Raw genomic sequence first — 18,794 nt, 5'->3', positions numbered from 1 at the left:
GGAACAGATGCACCCGGGCTGACCGTCGGACCGCCCCCTGTGGCCGGCCGGAAGCGTAGGGCGACGGAATGGCCGTCGCCGAAGAAAGGCAGCGTCATGAATGCCCTGACGATCACCCTCGGCACCGTCGGTGCCCTGCTCAGCATCGTGTGTTGGGCCTACTTCTTCCGTGGTGCCGCGATGATGGTGCGATCCATCGCGCTGGGACAGCCGGACAGGACACGTCTGCGACCGTTCGTTCCGCGGTTCAAGCAGATGTGCATCGAGTTCGCAGCCCACACCCGGATGAACAAGTTCCGCTCGGTCGGCTGGGCGCACTGGCTGGTCATGGTCGGCTTCATGCTCGGCGCCATCCTGTGGTTCGAGGCCTACGGGCAGACGTTCAACCCGGAGTTCCACTGGCCTCTCATCGGTGACCTCGCGATCTATCACCTCATGGACGAGATCCTGGGCCTGGGCACCGTCATCGGCATCGTGACGCTGATGATCATCCGGCAGCGGAACCACCCTCGCTCCCCCGAGCGCCTCTCCCGCTTCTCCGGTTCCAACTTCCGTGCCGCCTACTTCGTCGAGTTCGTGGTGCTGCTCGAGGGCCTCGGCATGATCTTCGTGAAGGCCGGCAAGATCGCCACCTACGGCCACGCCAACCCGTGGACCGACTTCTTCACCATGAACCTGGCGAAGCTGCTCCCCGCCAGTGCGGTCCTGGTCTCGATCTTCGCCTTCGTCAAGCTCATGTCCGGCATGGTCTGGCTGCTGATCGTCGGCCGCAACATCACGTGGGGTGTCGCATGGCACCGCTTCAGCGCCTTCTTCAACATCTACTTCAAGCGTGAGGACGACGGCGGAGTCGCGCTCGGCGCGGCCAAGCCGATGATGTCCGGCGGCAAGGTCCTCGAGATGGAGGAGGCCGACCCCGACGTCGACGCGTTCGGTGCCGGCAAGATCGAGGACTTCACCTGGAAGGGGTGGCTCGACTTCACCACGTGCACCGAGTGTGGCCGCTGCCAGTCGCAGTGCCCCGCCTGGAACACCGGCAAGCCGCTCTCCCCCAAGCTGCTCATCACCTCGCTCCGTGACCACGGCAACGCCAAGGCGCCGTACCTGCTCGCCGGTGGCCGCAAGGACATGGCGGGCGACGAGATCGGCCTGGTCGACGCGGACGGCAAGCCGGACGAGGCCAAGCTCGCGAAGATTCCGCAGGCCGCCCGTGACGAGGCCGAGCGCCCGCTGGTCGGCGAGACCACCCTCGACGGCGGTCTCGGCGGCATCATCGACCCCGAGGTGCTGTGGAGCTGCACCAACTGCGGTGCGTGCGTCGAGCAGTGCCCCGTCGACATCGAGCACGTCGACCACATCCTCGACATGCGTCGCTACCAGGTGCTCATCGAGTCGGAGTTCCCCTCCGAGCTGGCCGGCCTGTTCAAGAACCTGGAGAACAAGGGCAACCCCTGGGGCCAGAACGCCAAGGACCGGACCAACTGGATCTCGGAGCTCGACTTCGACGTGCCGGTCTTCGGCCAGGACGCCGACAGCTTCGAGGACTTCGAGTACCTCTTCTGGGTCGGCTGCGCCGGCGCCTACGAGGACCGCGCGAAGAAGACCACCAAGGCCGTCGCGGAACTCCTTGCCACCGCCGGCGTGAAGTTCATGGTGCTCGGCGCCGAGGAGACCTGCACCGGTGACTCCGCTCGCCGCGCGGGCAACGAGTTCCTGTTCCAGCAGCTCGCGATGCAGAACATCGAGACCCTGAACTCCGTGTTCGAGGGTGTCGACGAGAGCCGTCGCAAGATCGTCGTCACGTGCGCGCACTGCTTCAACGCACTCGGCAACGAGTACCCGCAGGTGGGCGGCAAGTACGAGGTGGTGCACCACACCCAGCTGCTCAACCGCCTCGTGCGGGCCAAGAAGCTGGTTCCGGTGGCGTCGGTGCAAGAGGACGTCACGTACCACGACCCGTGCTTCCTGGGACGCCACAACAAGGTGTACGACGCACCGCGCGAGCTGATGGCGGCGTCGGGCTCCACGCTCAAGGAGATGCCGCGCCACGGCGAGCGCTCCATGTGCTGCGGCGCCGGTGGTGCTCGCATGTGGATGGAAGAGAAGATCGGCAAGCGGATCAACATCGACCGCGTCGACGAAGCGCTGGACACCCTGGGTGGCAGCACCACCGCGACGCAGAAGATCGCGACCGGCTGCCCCTTCTGCCGCGTCATGCTCAACGACGGTGTCACCGCGCGTCAGGAGGCCGGCGGCAACGACAACGTCGAGGTCATCGACGTCTCGCAGATGCTTCTCAGCTCGATCACGCGCCTCGATTCGGCGCAGCTCGGCGAGAACATCAAGGTGGTGCCGCGGGCCAAGCCCGTGGTCGTCCCTGCCGAGGAGCCCGTCGACACCCCCAAGGCCGAGTCCGTCGCCACCGAGGACGTCGCCGCCGAGGAGGAGAAGGGCCGCGTCGAGGAGATCGAGACGGCTGCTGCCGGCGGCGATCCCGCTGCCCCCGTGCCCGGCAAGGGTCTGAAGATGAAGGGCCTGGCCAAGGCGCCGGGCGCGAAGGCACCGGGAGCCCCGGCCAAGCCCGCCGAGTCGCCCAACGCCGACGGAGACGACTCCGCCGACGCGTCCAAGCCGAAGGGCCTGGGCATGGCCGGCAAGGCGAAGGCGCCGGGCGGCAAGGGGCTCCAGCTCAAGGGTCGTCCTCCGGGCGCGAAGGCGCCGGGATCCACAGCAGCCGCTCCGGCCGACAAGCCGGAGCCGACCGACGCTCCCACCGGGACGGCCGGCGAGGCGTCGGAGTCGTTGCCGACGGTCGAGCCCAAGGGTCTCGCCGTGAAGTCCGGGTTCAAGAAGCCCGGCGCCAAGGCACCGGGATCGGGCGCTTCGGCTCCCGCCTCTGGAGCGCCCACCTCTGAGGCACCGGCTGCAGCGGAGGCTCCGTCTCAAACGTCGGAGTCGATGCCGACCGTCAAGGCCAAGGGACTCGCCGTGAAGTCCGGGTTCAAGAAGCCCGGCGCCAAGGCACCGGGTTCAGCGGCGGCACCGGCTCCCGCTGAGGCGCCTGCTGCCGAGGCACCGGCTCCCGCTGAGGCACCGGCTGCTGCTGAGGCACCGGCTGCTGCTGAGGCTCCGTCTCAGGCGTCGGAGTCGATGCCGACTGTCAAGGCAAAGGGTCTCGCCGTGAAGTCCGGATTCAAGAAGCCCGGCGCGAAGGCACCGGGTTCCGGGACATCTGCCGCAGCGCCCGAGCCGCAGGCGCCTGCCGAGGAGACGGCCGCACCGGAGGCGGAGAACGGCGCTGCCGAGTCCAACGGGGCAGCTGAGTCCACCGGTGCGGCGGAGCCCAAGGACACCCCCGCAACGCCCGCTCCGAAGGCCGGCGGACTGGGATTCAAGTCGGGGGCGAAGGCACCGGGCAAGAAGTCCTGACCGAACACCCCCTGCGTCAAGCGAACACCCCCTTCAGCCCGCTGGAGGGGGTGTTCGCTTTCCAGCCGGGATGTGCACACACCCTGCCGCTGGCTGACGCGTGCGGCGACCAGCGACCTCCCCACCGAACACCCCCTGCACCAACCGAACACCGCCTCCAGCACGCTGCATTAGGTGTTCGCCTGACGTAAGGGGTGTGCGCTCGCTCATCCACAGGGCGTTCTCTGTCCACAGCGGGCCCTCGGGCACCGGTCGGGTAGGTCCACGTCGGCGACGATCGGCCGATGGCACGCATCACCTCCCGCTCGGAGGCACTGGCTCAGGGCTACACGGACTCTGAACTACGGCGTATGTGCCGTACCGGAGATCTCACACGTGTACGTCGTGGTGCCTACGCCGATTCGGACGACATCGCGAACCTGTCAGACCAGGAACGCCACCTCCTGCTGGCGCGCGCGATGCTGACGATCGGCAATCCGGCGCCCGACGCAGTGCTGAGCCATGCGTCGGCAGCGATCGCTCACGGTATCGACCTGTGGAACGTGCCGCTTTCGGCCGTTCACGTGACGCGCAACCGGCGGACAGGTGGTCGTACGGGCCGTGTGCGTCGCGTGCACGCGTCGCCCTATGACGCCGACGAGGTCACCGACGCGGCGGGGTTCCGCTCGACTACCGTCAGCCGCACCATTGCCGATCTGGCCTGTTGCCTGCCGTTCGAGGAAGCAGTCTGCGCGGCGGACGATGCGGCACGCCGGCTCGGACTAACGGGTACGCAGGTCGAGGAGATACTCGATCGTCGCCCCACCCGCAGTGGCCATGCGCGAGCCCGCCGCGTCGCGCTGTTCATGGACGCCGGGTCGGAGAGTGTCGGCGAATCACGCAGTCGCGTATTGCTCCGCGATGCAGGCTTCGCGGTCTCCACTCAGCGAATCATTCAGTGCAGCAACACATCTTACCGTGTCGACTTCTTGGTAGACGGCTCCAAGGTGATCGGCGAGTTCGACGGTCGCGTGAAGTACGGACGACTCGTTCCGGCCGGTGAGACTCCGGCCGACGTGCTCTGGCGGGAGAAGCTCCGCGAGGATGCACTGCGCGACGCGGGCTACACGGTGGTGCGCTGGACGTGGCAGGACCTGGCCACGCCGAGCATCATCATCGAGCGCATACGGCGAGCGCTCGCCCGTGACCGCACACCCCTCGCATGAACCGCACACCCCCAGCAGCCTGCGGCAAAGGGTGTGCGCTCACCACACCAGGTGTGCACATCCCCTCCAGGCGCCGAGCGGACCCGTGGGCGCGCCCCTCCAGTCGCGGAGCGGACCCGGCAACCCTCTGCAACCGCGCCGACCCCACCGCTCCGTCAGGACTCGACGAGCGCCTTGATCGCCGCGAGCGTGCGCGGGATCCCGTCGAGCGCTGCGGTGCGGCGGATCTCGATCTCCTCCTGCGCACGATCGCCGAACTTCGTGTGGAAGTACTCGATCCCCTGCTCGGTGAACAGCCACGATTCGGTGAGCTGGGTCGAATCGTCGTCGATCGCCTCGAGCGTGTACCCCCACCGCACGAACGAGTCGCCGACGAGCCAGGCGAACTCGGTGCCCGGGATGGCGACGGCGACGGTGGAGACCGTCTCCCACGTGCGGTCGGCGGTGACGTTGCGCCCGGTGAAGGTGGACCCGACCACGTCGGCGCTGCCGCCGTCGTTCCACCAGCACTCCTGGCAGATCGGGCTCCACTCGCCGGTCCGGGTGACGTCGGAGACGAGGGCGTACACGGCGTCGGGCGATGCGGCGATCACGATGGAGTCGGAATGCTCGAGTGCGGTCATGCCTCGAGTATGCCGCCGAGCGGCGCCGTGAAGGTGGTGCGCCGCCGAAGTTCCTGCTCCGCCGTGCGGATGGCCAGCTCGAGACGCTCCTCGAGGCTCCCCGTCAGCAGCACCCACGACCGTCCGGTGCGGGTGAGCGCCTCGAGGAACCATTCGGTCATCTCGGCGCGCACCTGTTCGCCGTCACGAATACCGTCCTGCACGAACGGAACTCCACGATGATCCGTCACCAGATACACCGCGGGTCGATCGTCGGCGACGGCGTGGTGCGACGCGGGGCCAAGGTAACGCCGCTCCCACAGCGTCGTCGCGAACGCGTCGGTGTCGCAGATCAGCACAGGCGATCCGCGCCGCGCTGCCGCGTCCTCACGCGCAGTCTGGGTGCGCGCGATGCGGGCGAAGTCGTCACCGGTCCAGACGATGTCGTCGACCGATCCGACCTCGGCGACCTTGTCCAGAGTGTCCTGGCGCCCGAACTCGTCGACGCACTCGGTGTCCGGCCACCGTTGCCGAAAGTGTGCAGCCAGCGCGCCGGCGACAGTGGTGGTGCCCGTCGACTCCGACCCGAGGACGACGATGCGCGTCGCCAGTCCCGCCCGCGCAGGAGCATCGAGGCACCGCCACGAGGCGCCGAGGTCGCGTCGGCACGCAGTCCCGGACACCGGAAAGCTGGTGCGCGGCAGGTCGAACGGCACGTGTCGAGCGTCGAACCACCGCGCCAGTTCCTCGCCGTACGGCTCGCTGGTGACCACCACGTCCACGGGCTCCTTCCCGACGGCCGCACGCATGCACGCCACCTGGGCCGCCCACACGGCGCGGGACGTGTGGTCGATCGGTGCGTCGCACACGATGCCGGTGATGGTGACCGTCTCGTCGCCGGCGTGCGACTCGGTCATCCACGCCACGCGCTCCTGCAGACGCACCGACTCCACCGACGCGGACATCACCACGACGGTCACGCGCTCTGCCACCGTGGCGGCGAAGCGGACCATCGCGTGGTGGCCGGCGTGCGGCGGGTAGAACTTGCCGATGATCAGCGCGTGCGTCATACCGTCACCTCGTCCCGGTCGGCGTTCATCGATCGCGTCCACGCCGTCAGCCCGGCGATACACAGTCCGATGAAGCCGAGATACAGAACGCCGGTCAGAACGAGGTCCTTGTAGAGGTAGAGCGGCACGTACACGACGTCCGCGGCGATCCACAGGAACCACGACTCACGACGCTTCGTCACCTGGCCCCACGTCGCCAGCAGCGACAGCACCGTGGTCAGCGCGTCCCAGAACGGCACGACCGACATCGTCGCGGTGTCGAGAAACCACGTCATGGCCACCGTGGCCGTCACGCCGACGGCGCCGAGCCACCACCATTCCCGACGGCTGGTGGACGAGACCACCAGCGGCCCCCGCGTACCGCCGCCGACCCAGAGGACCCAGCCGGACAGGGCGAGTGCGATGTAGACGAACTGCAGCGCCGCGTCGGCGAACAACCCTGCGCCGAAGAAGAGCAGGACGAAGGCGACATTGTTGGTGATGCCGATAGGCCAGTTCCACACCGACTGCCGTGCGACGAGCGCGACACAGGTGGCGCCCGTGACGAATCCGACGACCTCCACCCACGACGTGGGTGCCCCGAGGGACACGAACGCGGTGGATCCGAGCCACTCGATCAGGGTCATGACGCCTCCTTAGCGTGAATATGCGCTAAGCATGGCGCAGAACTACTCCAAGCGCAAGACGAGACCCGGCTCAGGCCACCGGCTCGAGCAGCTGAGGCCCGTTGTTGCGCACGCTGTTCACCGCGGTGCTCACCTCGTACGGCGAGAGGTGCGGCTCCGGCATCGACTGCACGAGGTCCGACACCGCGCCGAGATCGGTGAGCTCGGGGTCGAGCCACGCGTCTCGCAAGTCGGCCGGTACGACGACGGGCGACCGATCGTGGATGTGCCCCAGAGCATCGGTCGCGGTGGTGGTGAGCACCGTCGTGGTCCATACCCACTTGCTCGGATCATCATCGGGCAGTGCGGGATCCGGCCACAGCTCGTACAGACCGGCCATCGCGAGCACGCCGTCCGTGTGCAGGAAGTGCGGGATCTTCTTACCCTCGCGCTTCTCCCACTCGTAGTACCCGTCGGCGGGAACGAGGCAGCGCCGCTTCGCCGCCGCCTTCCGGAAGGCCGGCTTCTCGGTGATGGTCTCGGACCGCGCGTTGATCAGCCTGCTCGCGATCTTCCGGTCCTTCGCCCACGACGGGATCAGCCCCCATCGGACCGTCCGCAGCTGGCGCGCTTCCTCCCCACGCTCGAGCACGATGCGCACCGGATCCGTCGGCGCCACGTTGTAGGACGCAGGAGGCGCCTCCCCCAGCGCGACGGCAGCATCGAAGATGGACGACAGATCGTCGTCGGACCGGGTACTGGCGTAGCGACCGCACATTCCTCGATTCTGCCTCGCTGGGGTAGCGACATGCCACGCGGTCTGGTTAGTGTCGGTAAGTACCGCAACCGACGAGGGGGAGTGCATGTCGACAGTGGACGAGACGCCGGGCGCGCTACAGTCGTGGGGACTGAGCAAGCAGTACGACGGAAGCGCACCGGCGGTGCAGGACATGTCGTTGTTCGTGCCGCCCGGCACGCTGTACGGGCTGGTCGGACCCAACGGGGCAGGCAAGACCACGTTTCTGTCGATGGCGACGGGCATCGTGCGCCCGTCCGCCGGGCAGGTGTGGATCGACGGTCACGACGTGTGGGCCGATCCGGTCGCCGCCCGCGGGCGCGTCGGACTGCTTCCCGACGGGCCGTCCCTCCCCGAGGCCCTGCCCGGTCGGCGCGCACTGCACTACGTCGGAGTGCTGCACGGTCTCGATCCGGCGGTGGCGCACGAACGCTGCGAGGAACTGCTCGCGGTGCTGGACATCGCCGAGGCCGGTGACCGCGCGGTCTCCACGTACAGCGCCGGAATGAAGAAGAAGATCGGCCTGGCCGCGGCGATGATCCACTCGCCGCGGCTCCTCGTGCTCGACGAGCCGCTGGAGGCGGTGGACCCCATGTCAGCCCGCACCATTCGGCACCTTCTCGAGAGTTTCGTCGCGCGGGGCGGCACCGCGATGGTGTCGAGTCACTCCATGCCGCTCATCGAGCAGATGTGCTCGCACGTGGCCATTCTCGCCCGCGGCTCTCTGCTGGCCGCCGGCACGATCGACGACGTGCGTGCCGGCAGCACCCTCGAGGGCGCGCTGTTCGACGCGGTCGGCGGCGGTGACCAAACGGCCGAGTTGCCATGGCTGGGCTCATGATCAGCGCGCCGGTCCGCACACTGTTGTCGTTGGATCGCGAGATACGCAGAGCAGCAACCGGATCGGGTGCCCGCATCGCGATCGTGATCACCGCGATCGCGTCGCTCGGGGCGATGTACGCGATCACGCTGAGCGCACAGCCCTCGGCGCGTGCCACGCTCGCCGCACTGTGCGCCGTGGTGGTGGTAGTCCTCACCGTCGTCGCTCCCCTGCTGACCGGAGTGGGCGACCGCGGACTCGTCCCGGCGCACGTGCGCCATCTACCGGTGCGTGCCGACGACCTCCGCCGAGCACTGGCCCTCATCGGTGTGCGGAGCGGCGGAGCCCTCTTCCTGATCGGCGGACTCGCGCTCACGCCCCTGGCACTCCCGGGCGCCTCCCCCGTCGCACGAGCAGTGGCCGCCGTGGTCGCTCTGCTCACCGTCGGTGTCGCGCTCGGTCTGTCCCGCGTCGCCATCCTCCGCCTGGACGCGGCATCGCGCACACCACGCGGCCGCATCCTCTCGACGATCGGTGGCACCGTCGTCGCCGCTGCGGCGTACGCGGCCTTCCTTCTGCTCGGCAACGTGTCGACGGCGATCGCCGGCAACGGCATCATCCGCACCGCGGTACGCGTCCTGCCGACGGGATGGGCGGCGGTGTCGAGTGAGGCAGTGGACGACGGGAGGTGGTGGTTGCCCGTTCTCGTCGTTCTCGCACTCGTCGGACTCGGCGTGCTGGTCGTGCGGTGGTGGACCTCGGCGGTCTCCGATGCGCTCGACAGCACCCCGCCGCGCGTACGGACCGACTCGCCGCGCCGCGCGTCCGCGTTCCGCGCGCGCGGACCACTGGTCACGGCGATCAGCGCCGAGGCACGCTTGCTGATTCTCGATCCACGACGCGTGGGACTGCTGACGATGCCGGGGGTGTTCCTGCTCGTCGGAGTCGTACTCATGGCCACCTCGACCGACATCTACGGCCTGCAGTACGGCGCGCCGATCGTGATCCTGTTGACGAGCAGCATGTTCGCCAACTCGTACGGTCTCGACGGTGCAGCCGCCTGGCGCGCCACGTCCGTGCCGGGTGTGGCGCGACGCGTCATCGACGCGCGCCTCGTCATCGCGGCCGTGGTGGCCGTCGCGTTCGGCGCCGTCGGAACAGTCCTCGGTCGCCTCGTCGGCGACCCGTCGCCGCGTACGCTCCCCGTGGCGGCCGCCGTCGTCGTGGCCGCGTCCCTGGCCACCGCCGCTGCCGGCGCCGTGCAGTCGGCGGCCAGCCCCTACGTCGTCGCAGGACAGACCGGGGCGAGCGCGCTGAACTCCCGAGGCTCGATGACCGGCCGCGCCATCGGATGGACGCTCGGCGTGATGGCCGTGGGCGCGCTGCTGTGCGTTCCGGGCGTGTTGGTCGCGTTGGCTCTTCCGGGCATCTTCGTCTGGCTCGGACCGATCGTCGCCCTGCTGCTCGGCGGGTGCATCGTGGCGGTGGCCCGGCGTCGCGCCGAAGCGCTGGTGGCGGATCGCGGCCCCGAGATCTTCGCAACCGTCAGCGCCTGACCACGATTCCGTGCACGATGTGGTCCGGGGAGCCGAGAGCGAGGAACACACAGGCATGACCATGCACGAACCGTCGACGCACGTCGTTCGCAAGACCAGCACCACCCTCGCCGACGGTCGAGAGTTGCTGTACTTCGACGACTCCGAGCCCTGGGTGTCCGGGGCGCAGACGCGGGACCTGGTGGACACGCGCCCACTCCCGGCGTCGGAGTCGTTGTCGCAGATGCGACTCGACGTGCTCACCGGCGACTGGGTGGTCATCGCCGCACAACGGATGGACCGCACGTTCCTCCCACCGCCCGATGCGTCCCCGCTCGCACCGAGCCGCCCGGGACACCCGCCCACCGAGATCCCCGCTGCCGACTACGACGTCGTGGTCTTCGAGAATCGTTTCCCCTCCCTCGCGCAGTCGGCAGCGGCGCAGCACCTTCCGTCGCACGTCGACGGCGACGAGCTCTGGCCACTGGCTGCCGGCACGGGCCGATGCGAGGTGGTGTGTTTCGCCAGCGACCCCGACGCCTCCTTCGCCTCGCTCGACCTGCACCGGGTGCGCACCATCGTCGACGTGTGGGCCGACCGCACCGAGGCCCTGTCCGCTCTCCCCGGCGTGCGTCAGGTGGTCTGTTTCGAGAACCGCGGCAAGGAGATCGGGGTGACCCTGACTCACCCGCACGGGCAGATCTACGCGTACCCGTACCTGCCGCAGAGGACCGACGCGATGATCCGGCAGTCACGGCTGCACCGGGACAGCACCGGCCGCTCGCTGCTGTCCGACGTGCTGGACGCCGAGCTGCGGTCCGGCCGCCGCATCGTCGTCGACACCGAGCACTGGGTGGCGTACGTTCCGGCAGCCGCACGGTGGCCCGTCGAGGTGCACCTCGCCCCGCGCCGCGCCGTTCCCGATCTCGCCGCGCTGACGACGGCCGAACGCGACGCGCTGGCGGGCGTGTATCGCGACCTGCTGCGTTCGGTCGACGACTTCTTCGAGGGCGTCGACGAGGTGCCCTACATCGCCGCGTGGCACCAGGCTCCGGTCGGTGCGGACCGTGATCTGGGGCGACTGCACCTGCAGCTGTTCTCGATGATGCGATCGCCGGGGCGGATGAAGTTCCTGGCCGGATCCGAGTCCGCCATGGGCGCGTGGATCAACGACACGACACCGGAGGCCATCGCGGACAGGTTCCGGGAGGTGCTCGCGTGACCGCGTGGGTGCCGGTCGTCGACGAGGCCGAGCTCGCAGACGGTGCCGTCGAACGGTTCCGCACGACCTTCGGCGGCGAGCCGGACGGCGTCTGGATCGCGCCGGGACGGGTGAACCTGATCGGCGAGCACGTGGACTACGCGGGCGGGCTCGTCCTTCCTTTCGCGTTGCCCTACGTCACCGCGGTCGCGGCCCGCCGACGCGACGACGCAGTACTGCGGGCGGCGTCGACAGGCTCCGACATGCACTGGGGTATCGCACTGTCGGCCATCGCTCCCGGCAGCCCGGACGGGTGGGGCGCCTACGTCGCCGGCGTCGCGTGGGCGCTGGGACTGGCGGAGGGGGCCGACATCGCCGTCCACTCGTCCGTCCCCGTGGGTTCGGGGTTGTCCAGCTCGGCCGCGCTCGAATGTGCTGTGGCGGTGGCGCTCCGGGATCTGTTCGAGCTCGACGCCGACCGACGGACCTTGATCGACGCCTGCATCCGCGCCGAGAACGAGATCGCCGGCGCATCGACGGGCGGGATGGATCAGTCGATCGCGATGCTCGCGGAACCGGGCCACGCGCTGCTGCTGGACTGTCTCGACTTCTCCTCCCGGCAGATTCCGCTCGATCTCCCGGACGCGGAGATCCTCGTCATCGACACGAACGCACCGCATCGGCTGGTCGACGGTCAGTACGGACAGCGGCGCGCGTCGATCGAGAAGGCCTGCGCCGACCTCGGCGTGTCGACGCTGCGCGGTCTCGACCCGGAGGCGGCGGCGTCCGCGATGACCGATCCGGTGTCGGCCGCCCGCGTCCGACACGTCACCAGCGAGATCGTCCGCGTGGAGAAGGCGGCCGAACTTCTGCACGCCACACCCGATCTGACCGCGTTGGGGGCGCTGCTGACCGCGTCGCACCGATCACTGCGTGACGACTACGAGGTGAGCTCGCCCGAACTGGACTCCGCCGTCCGGGCATCACTGGACGTCGGCGCGTTCGGCGCCCGGATGACCGGCGGCGGGTTCGGCGGTTCGGCCATCGCCCTGGTCGACCGGACGCGCACCGAGGCGGTCGCGGACGCGGTCACCGAGGCGGCATCGGCAGCCGGGCTGCCCACGCCCACCTTCCTCACCGCCACCCCGTCCGGGGCAGCGCACCGTCAGCGCTGAGAACGCCGACCCGAGACGACGAGTAGCGCCGCACCCAGAACCAGACCGACACCCCCGACGGACCACAGCAGCACAGGTCCGCGGTCGGTGAGCCACATCAGCTTGGTGGCCGACTCGCGGGCGCGGTCGAGCTGCTCCTTCTGCCCGTCCTCGTCGAGCCCGAGGGTCGCCTTGAACACGGTGACCTCCGGAACGGCAGGGTCGCGCGCGAAGTACTGGTAGGGCTGCTCACGACCGCCGACGAGACTGCCGCTGCGCGGCTCGACGTAGATGTCGCGGACGGTGGAGTAGTACCGCTTCATGGTGATCGACTGCTCACCGAGCCCCTCGAGCCCCCACTTCGACGCGGGCAGCGTCACGGAGTTGATCGGCGACTGCGTCGTCTCGGAGAGATCGGCACCGGTGACCTGCGTGCGGAAGTGGTAGATCGGGAGCCCGTCCATCGAGATCTCCTCGACGAACTCGGCAGGGAAGCTCGTCCAGGCCGTCGCGTCGTAGACCGAGTACGTGATCGGCTGGGTGCCGAACGGGAAGCGCTGCTGATATCCGGTCCGCGGCACCGGGACGGCGGGCTTGCCGACGGTGGTCTGCACCGACGCCACCGGATCGACCGGCTGCGACGTGCGTCGATCGACGGTGACCCGGTCGACCGAGGCGGTCAGCAGACCGGCGTCGCCCTCCCGGTCCGCGCGGCGCACGGTCGCGCCGGACTGGAACGTCACGCGATCCGCGTCGCTCGGATCCTCGGTGGTGATGAAGCGCTGCACCACCAGCGGAACCCCGGTGGCCACGGACAGCGGGCCGGGACGCGTGATGGACGTCGCGTCGAGCACGTCGCCGCCGGTTCCCGGTTCGGTGACCGCGACGGTCGTCGTACGGATGTCCAGCGGCGTCACCGCGAGCCGGTGCTCGACGTAGGTGGGCAGCATGATCGCCGCCACCACCGCCGCGCTGCCGATCGCGAGCAGGACACACGCACTGCCGCGCATGATCGTCGGTCGCGCCACCTCGGTCACCTGCTCCCGTACTGCACGTCGCCCAGCACCGAGTCGGTCGGATCGGCGGTGACCGTCGTTTCCGGTCGCACGGTCTCCTCGGCGGACCACGTCAGGCCCACCACCGCCCCGGCGGACAGGACCCCGCCCACGAGCAGGCTGGCCACAGCCGGCATCACGACACTTCTCACAGCCACGTCCCCCACATCCGATCCCCGACGTCCAACTGTGTCATTTCGGACACCGTTCGAGGCCGTCACGGCGTTGTGAACTGTCCGCGATCTGGGCGCGGACCTCTGGAGGCCGTCGTTTCGCGCGGTCGTGTCGCGGGTACAACCCGGCTCATGAACGAAACCCGGCACACGAGCGATACGGGCGGCCACGCACCGGCCGCGGCCGATCTGTCCACCGTGCAACTGGTCGAGCGTCTGACCCAGCAGGTGAGCACGCTGGTACGCACCGAGGTGAGCAGCGCACTCGACGAGGTGAAGTCGAAGGGCACCAAGCTCGGGGTCGGCATCGGTGTCTCCGGCGCCGGCGCCCTGCTGCTGTTCCTGGGCCTCGCGACTCTCGTCGCCACCGCCGTCCTCGGCCTGGCGACGACACTCGACCCGTGGCTCGCGGCACTGATCGTCGCCGTCGTCCTGCTGGTCGTCGGCGGCATCCTCGCCAAGGTCGGCGCGACCAAGGCCAAGAAGGCGGTTCCACCCGCACCCGCCGCCACCGTCGCCAGCGTCCAGCGCGACGTCGAGACCGTCCAGAACGCCCGAAAGGCTCACTCATGACCGACCCCAAGGACGCGTCCGAACCGCGTCACGCCCTGCGCACCGAGGCCGATGCCGAGCCGCCGTCCGTCGAGCAGCAGCGCGAGGAGCTGGCCGAGACCGTGGAGGCACTCGCCGCCAAGGTCGACGTGCCCGCGCGCGTCTCCGCCGCGGCGCACGAGTCAACGGAGAAAGCGCAGCAAGTCGCCCAGCAGGGCGTCGCCAAGGCGCAGGAGGGTGTCGCGCAGGTAGAGGAGAACCCGCAGGTCGCGGGTATCTCCCTCGCCGGCGCACTCGCCGCCGTCGTGCTCGTGGCCCTGGTCCGCCGACGCCGCGCACGCAAGGCGCTGCGCCGGCAGAGCGTCCTCGACATCCTGGCCGGCCGATGACCAGCACGTCGAAAGCGTTCTACAAGCCGCTCTCCCTGGCCACGAGCATCGTCGGTGGCCTGGTCGCCGGGCAGATCTTCAACCAGATCTACAAGCGCGTCGGCGAGAACGACTCCGAGATGCCCGATCCCAAGGACCTCTCACGCACCAACCGTGAGGTCCTGATCGCTGCAGCGCTGCACGGGGTCGTCTACGGGCTGGTCAAGGCCGGAGTCGACCGCGCCGGCGCCAAGGGATTCCGTGCACTCGCCAAGGAAGACCCCAAGTGACGATCATCAGAAGGAGCCTTTCGTGACCGAGAACCAGGGTGCAGCCTCCGAGGCGCGCAGCGACTTCGTCGACAAGATCAAGGGCCGTGCCAAGGAAGTGGCCGGCGCCGTGACCAACAACGACGAACTCGCCGATCGCGGGCGGCTCGAGCAGGCGGAGGTGGAACGCCGCCGCGAGGCCGAGGCCACCGAGACCGCCGCCGCCCTCGAGATCGAGGAGGCGCAGCAGGACATCGCCGAGACGGAGGCCGAGGCGGACGTCGCACGGCAGTCCGTCGAGGACCGTACCGACGCGTCCGAGGCTGCGGCGCAGAACGATCGGCTCCGCGCGCACACGACGGCAGAGGCCGATGCGATGCGCGACGCCGAGCAGGGTCGCGTCGCCGCCGAGGCGCAGTCGGAGCGGCGCATCGCCGAGGCGACGAGCGAGCGGCAGCAGGAAGAGGCTCGTGCGGCCGACGAGATCTCCGCTGCGCGAACAGAGTACGACGAGAAGCTCGACGAGGCCGACGCACTGGAGCAGGAGGCGGCGCAAGCACGCGAGCGCGCCGCGAAGGCCGAGCGCGAGGCCGCGTCGACAGAGAACGAGGAGACCAAGTGAGCCTGTCCCTGCCCCGCCGGATCCTGCGACTGCAGTACTCGATCGCGCGACTTCCGTTGCAGGCGTTCGAGTCCACCGTGATCAGTCGGCTCGACGCCGAGGGTCCGGTCCGTGCGACGTACCAGCAGATCGTCGGAAGCATCGACGCCACCGCGGGTGCCGTCCTGGGTGACGAGGACCTCGCGCGGCGCGGCCAGAAGATGCGCAGCGCGGCCGCGGATCTGGAGAAGGCCACCCGTCTCGAGGCGCAGGCCCGCGAGAAGCGTGCACAGGCGACGCGCGAGACGCAGAACAGGGTCGACGAGGCGACGACGCGGGCGAAGAAGGCTCGCGAGACCGCCGAGGAGAAGGCGACCGACGCGGCCGACCAGGAGATCGAGAACAAGGTGGCCGCGGGCAAGAAGGCCGCCGCACGACTCGAGGACCGCAAGTCGCGCGCCGACGACATCGCCGACAAGCGGATCTCGGCGGCCGAGGCCGAGCGTGAAGCGAAGCTGTCGGAGGTCGAACGCCGCGAGGCCGAGGCCAAGGCTCCGCGCACCGAGGAGATCGAGGACGCGGCGGAGAAGCTCGAGGACGCCGCCGAGAAGCGCGACGACGCCGAACGCCTGGCGGACGTCGCGGAGGCGTCGAAGGACAGCTGACACCGCCCGTCGACTCACCGTCTGCCCCCGACAGTCACTGGACTGCTCGGGGGCAGACCACTCGACGGGGCCGACAGTGAGACGATGGCGGACGTGAGCACATCAGACACGACGCCGCGCCAGGCCGGCCAGCGCACGCTGCGCCCGCTCGAGCAGTCCGTCAAGCTGCAGAACGTCCTCTACGAGATCCGTGGACCCGTGCACGCCCACGCCGCCCGTCTCGAGGCCGAGGGCCACCGCATTCTGAAGCTCAACATCGGCAACCCGGCGCCGTTCGGCTTCGAGGCACCCGACGTGATCGTGCGCGACATGATCGCCGCGCTCCCCACGGCTCAGGGGTACTCCGAGTCCAAGGGCATCATGTCGGCCCGCCGCGCCATCGTCACTCGCTACGAGCTGGTCGACGGCTTCCCGTTCCTCGACGTCGACGACATCTATCTCGGCAACGGCGTGTCCGAGCTGATCACGATGACGATGCAGGCGCTGCTCGACGACGGCGACGAGGTCCTCATCCCGGCGCCCGACTACCCGCTGTGGACGGCGATGACGACGCTGTCCGGTGGCAAGGCGGTGCACTACCGCTGCGACGAGGAGAACGACTGGAACCCCGACCTCGCGGACATCGAGTCGAAGATCACCGATCGCACAAAGGCGCTCCTGGTCATCAACCCGAACAACCCGACGGGTGCGGTGTACTCGAAGGAGGTGCTGCGGGGGATCGCGGCGCTGGCACGCAAGCACAGCCTGTTGCTGCTGGCCGACGAGATCTACGACAAGATCCTCTACGACGGCGCCCAGCACGTGTCCATGGCGACGATGGCGCCGGACCTGCTGTGCCTCACCTTCAACGGTCTCTCCAAGGCCTACCGGGTGGCCGGATACCGCGCGGGCTGGCTCGCGATCACCGGACCCAAGGACCACGCCGCAGGCTTCCTGGAGGGCATCAATCTGCTGGCGTCCACCCGGCTGTGCCCCAATGTGCCTGCGCAGCATGCTATTCAGGTCGCACTCGGTGGCCACCAGAGCATAGGGGACCTCATCCTGCCGGGCGGGCGACTGCTCGAACAGCGTGACGTCGCGTGGGAGGGACTCAATGCCATTCCCGGCGTGAGCTGCGTCAAGCCGCGCGGTGCGCTGTACGCCTTCCCGCGCCTCGATCCCGAGGTGCACGAGATCCACAGCGACGAGAAGCTGGTGCAGGACCTGCTGCTGCAGGAGAAGATCCTGGTGGTGCAGGGAACCGGCTTCAACTGGCCCGACCACGATCACCTGCGCATCGTCACGCTGCCGTGGGCCCGCGATCTGCGCACGGCGATCGAACGGTTCGGCAACTTCCTGTCGTCGTACCGGCAGTGACCGTCAGGGCGTTCGTCGAGGCGTTGCCGAAGGTCGAGCTGCACGTCCACCTCGAGGGGTCGATGTGGCCGAGCACACTGAAGGCGTTGGCCGACAAGCATCAGGTCGAGGCCATCCCGCGCACCGAGGACGCGCTGCGGGAGTGGTTCGAGTTCCGCGACTTCCCGCACTTCATCGAGGTGTACCTGACGTCGATCGGCGTGCTGCGCGATCCCGAGGACTTCGCGCGGCTCGCGTACGACAGCCTCACCGCGCTGGCAGCGCACGACGTGCGGTACACCGAGATGCACATCAGTCTCTTCGGGCACCTCATGCGTGGGGTGGACGCGGCGGCGGTGTTCGAGGGCGTCGAGGAGGGCCGGCTGCGTGCTGAGGCCGAGACCGGCATCGTCGCGCGCTGGATCCCCGATTTCCCCGGTGACTTCGGTACCGATGCGGCAAACCGCACCCTGGACGCCGTGCTGGCGCATCGCGTCGACTCGATCGTCGGATTCGGCATCGGGGGCATCGAGGTGCCGCGGGCGGAGTTCGCCGACGTGTTCGCGCGGGCGAGCGCGGCGGGACTGCACTCGCTCCCCCACGCAGGCGAGACCGGCGGGCCGGACAGCATCTGGTCGGCGCTGCGTGATCTGGGGGCCGAACGCATCGGCCACGGCATCGCCGCGCTCGGCGACCCCGAGCTCGTCGCGCACCTGATCGAGCACCGGATCCCGCTCGACGTCTCCCCCACCTCCAATATCCGGACCCGCGTGGTCGAATCGCTCGACGTGCACCCGCTGCCGGCCATGATCGACGCGGGGCTGACGGTGACGCTCAACAGCGACGACCCGTCGATGTTCGGCACCGATCTCACCACCGAGTACCTCGCCGCACACGGCATGGGGCTGGACGCGTCGGCCCTGCGCTCGCTCGCCCTCGCGGGGGTGGACGCGTCGTACGCGGACGCGGACCTGAAGCGGCAGTTGCGGGCGGAGATCGAGGCGCTGGAGGCGTAGGCGCCGGTTCCCTCGGACGTTGCAGGTTCCCGCGGACGCTGCAACACGTACGAGAACCTGGAACCACCACGGGAGCGTCGGCACACTCCCTGACCTGCACTTGGTGTGACCCGCAGTGCCATATATCCCGCTGTGTGACACAACACAACTTCTCGGACACATTTTTCAACCCCGTGATGATCGAACGGATCGTTCGCGGGTATGTTCGTACATGAGCCCTTCGGGGTTCCGAAAGCGCCGAACGGCCCCCCACCCCCCCGGTGGGCCGCTCGGTCGGTGGCGGGGGACACCCCCCCTGCTTCCCCGCCACCCGCTTTCGTCCCGCGCCTCTCGCGCCCCCATC

At 69.1% G+C, this 18,794-nt stretch carries 19 protein-coding genes; 13 read left to right on the top strand and 6 right to left on the bottom strand.

All coding sequences use genetic code 11. From position 1 onward, the window contains the following. Nucleotides 1–96: 96 nt before the first annotated feature. Nucleotides 97–3,429 carry a heterodisulfide reductase-related iron-sulfur binding cluster gene (locus tag HQ325_RS02610; protein ID WP_222626588.1) on the top strand — a complete coding sequence of 1,111 codons (3,333 nt, stop codon included), beginning with the start codon at nt 97–99 and terminating at the stop codon, nt 3,427–3,429. Between the two features lie 284 nt (nt 3,430–3,713). After that, complete coding sequence (locus HQ325_RS02605; protein WP_222626587.1) at nt 3,714–4,634, top strand: type IV toxin-antitoxin system AbiEi family antitoxin domain-containing protein; 921 nt, start codon at nt 3,714–3,716, stop codon at nt 4,632–4,634. A 155-nt stretch (nt 4,635–4,789) separates the two neighbouring features. Here HQ325_RS02605 and HQ325_RS02600 read toward each other — a convergent pair whose 3' ends face one another. The 4 genes from HQ325_RS02600 to HQ325_RS02585 form a co-directional block, all read right to left on the bottom strand. Then, on the bottom strand, nt 4,790–5,257 hold the full coding sequence (locus HQ325_RS02600; protein ID WP_222626586.1) for an SRPBCC family protein: 468 nt from the start codon (nt 5,255–5,257) through the stop codon (nt 4,790–4,792). Then, nucleotides 5,254–6,306 carry an AAA family ATPase gene (locus HQ325_RS02595; protein ID WP_222626585.1) on the bottom strand — a complete coding sequence of 351 codons (1,053 nt, stop codon included), beginning with the start codon at nt 6,304–6,306 and terminating at the stop codon, nt 5,254–5,256. The genes HQ325_RS02600 and HQ325_RS02595 overlap by 4 nt, the downstream gene beginning before the upstream one ends. After that, nucleotides 6,303–6,932 (bottom strand): nicotinamide riboside transporter PnuC, encoded by a 630-nt coding sequence (gene pnuC / locus HQ325_RS02590; protein WP_222626584.1) that lies wholly within the window; start codon nt 6,930–6,932, stop codon nt 6,303–6,305. Before pnuC ends, HQ325_RS02595 begins: the two co-directional genes overlap by 4 nt. 70 nt (nt 6,933–7,002) lie before the next feature. After that, the gene (locus tag HQ325_RS02585) at nt 7,003–7,689 is read right to left on the bottom strand and encodes an SOS response-associated peptidase (protein WP_222626583.1); all 687 of its coding nucleotides are present in this window, start codon (nt 7,687–7,689) and stop codon (nt 7,003–7,005) included. Between the two features lie 85 nt (nt 7,690–7,774). On the opposite strand from HQ325_RS02585, the gene HQ325_RS02580 reads away from it, so the two are divergent. The 4 genes from HQ325_RS02580 to galK are packed head-to-tail and all read left to right on the top strand — an operon-like array spanning nt 7,775 to nt 12,438. Then, entirely contained in the window at nt 7,775–8,548 is a 774-nt protein-coding gene (locus tag HQ325_RS02580) for an ABC transporter ATP-binding protein (protein ID WP_222626582.1), read from the top strand. Further along, entirely contained in the window at nt 8,545–10,083 is a 1,539-nt protein-coding gene (locus tag HQ325_RS02575; RefSeq protein ID WP_222626581.1) for a hypothetical protein, read from the top strand. Before HQ325_RS02580 ends, HQ325_RS02575 begins: the two co-directional genes overlap by 4 nt. A gap of 55 nt (nt 10,084–10,138) precedes the next feature. Continuing rightward, entirely contained in the window at nt 10,139–11,284 is a 1,146-nt protein-coding gene (gene galT / locus HQ325_RS02570; protein WP_222626580.1) for a galactose-1-phosphate uridylyltransferase, read from the top strand. Further along, nucleotides 11,281–12,438: a galactokinase gene (gene galK, locus HQ325_RS02565; protein ID WP_222626579.1), complete on the top strand. Its 1,158-nt coding sequence runs from the start codon at nt 11,281–11,283 to the stop codon at nt 12,436–12,438. Before galT ends, galK begins: the two co-directional genes overlap by 4 nt. Here galK and HQ325_RS02560 read toward each other — a convergent pair. Then, nucleotides 12,429–13,445: a DUF3068 domain-containing protein gene (locus HQ325_RS02560; RefSeq protein ID WP_222626578.1), complete on the bottom strand. Its 1,017-nt coding sequence runs from the start codon at nt 13,443–13,445 to the stop codon at nt 12,429–12,431. The two genes, galK and HQ325_RS02560, sit on opposite strands and share 10 nt — an antisense overlap. Before the next feature lie 5 nt (nt 13,446–13,450). Further along, the gene (locus tag HQ325_RS02555; RefSeq protein ID WP_222626577.1) at nt 13,451–13,630 is read right to left on the bottom strand and encodes a DUF2613 domain-containing protein; all 180 of its coding nucleotides are present in this window, start codon (nt 13,628–13,630) and stop codon (nt 13,451–13,453) included. A gap of 147 nt (nt 13,631–13,777) precedes the next feature. Between HQ325_RS02555 and HQ325_RS02550 the strand changes: the two genes are divergently transcribed. The 7 genes from HQ325_RS02550 to add all read left to right on the top strand — a co-directional run bounded on the left by HQ325_RS02550 (nt 13,778) and on the right by add (nt 18,451). After that, entirely contained in the window at nt 13,778–14,218 is a 441-nt protein-coding gene (locus HQ325_RS02550) for a phage holin family protein (protein WP_222626576.1), read from the top strand. Then, nucleotides 14,215–14,586: a DUF3618 domain-containing protein gene (locus HQ325_RS02545; protein WP_222626575.1), complete on the top strand. Its 372-nt coding sequence runs from the start codon at nt 14,215–14,217 to the stop codon at nt 14,584–14,586. The genes HQ325_RS02550 and HQ325_RS02545 overlap by 4 nt, the downstream gene beginning before the upstream one ends. Beyond that, entirely contained in the window at nt 14,583–14,855 is a 273-nt protein-coding gene (locus HQ325_RS02540) for a DUF4235 domain-containing protein (RefSeq protein WP_222626574.1), read from the top strand. The genes HQ325_RS02545 and HQ325_RS02540 overlap by 4 nt, the downstream gene beginning before the upstream one ends. A gap of 22 nt (nt 14,856–14,877) precedes the next feature. Next, nucleotides 14,878–15,456, top strand: a complete 579-nt coding sequence (locus HQ325_RS02535) for a hypothetical protein (RefSeq protein WP_222626573.1) — start codon at nt 14,878–14,880, stop codon at nt 15,454–15,456. Next, nucleotides 15,453–16,100, top strand: coding sequence for a hypothetical protein (locus HQ325_RS02530; protein ID WP_222626572.1), 648 nt, complete (start codon nt 15,453–15,455; stop codon nt 16,098–16,100). Before HQ325_RS02535 ends, HQ325_RS02530 begins: the two co-directional genes overlap by 4 nt. Before the next feature lie 84 nt (nt 16,101–16,184). Continuing rightward, the gene (locus HQ325_RS02525) at nt 16,185–17,456 is read left to right on the top strand and encodes a pyridoxal phosphate-dependent aminotransferase (protein WP_027506955.1); all 1,272 of its coding nucleotides are present in this window, start codon (nt 16,185–16,187) and stop codon (nt 17,454–17,456) included. Further along, nucleotides 17,453–18,451 (top strand): adenosine deaminase, encoded by a 999-nt coding sequence (gene add, locus HQ325_RS02520; protein WP_222626571.1) that lies wholly within the window; start codon nt 17,453–17,455, stop codon nt 18,449–18,451. The genes HQ325_RS02525 and add overlap by 4 nt, the downstream gene beginning before the upstream one ends. Nucleotides 18,452–18,794 lie beyond the last annotated feature (343 nt).

Origin of the sequence: Rhodococcus sp. BP-349 (assembly GCF_019835845.1) — a bacterium.
Taxonomy (GTDB): Bacteria; Actinomycetota; Actinomycetes; order Mycobacteriales; family Mycobacteriaceae; genus Rhodococcoides.
This window is presented reverse-complemented; position numbering and strand designations above follow the sequence as displayed.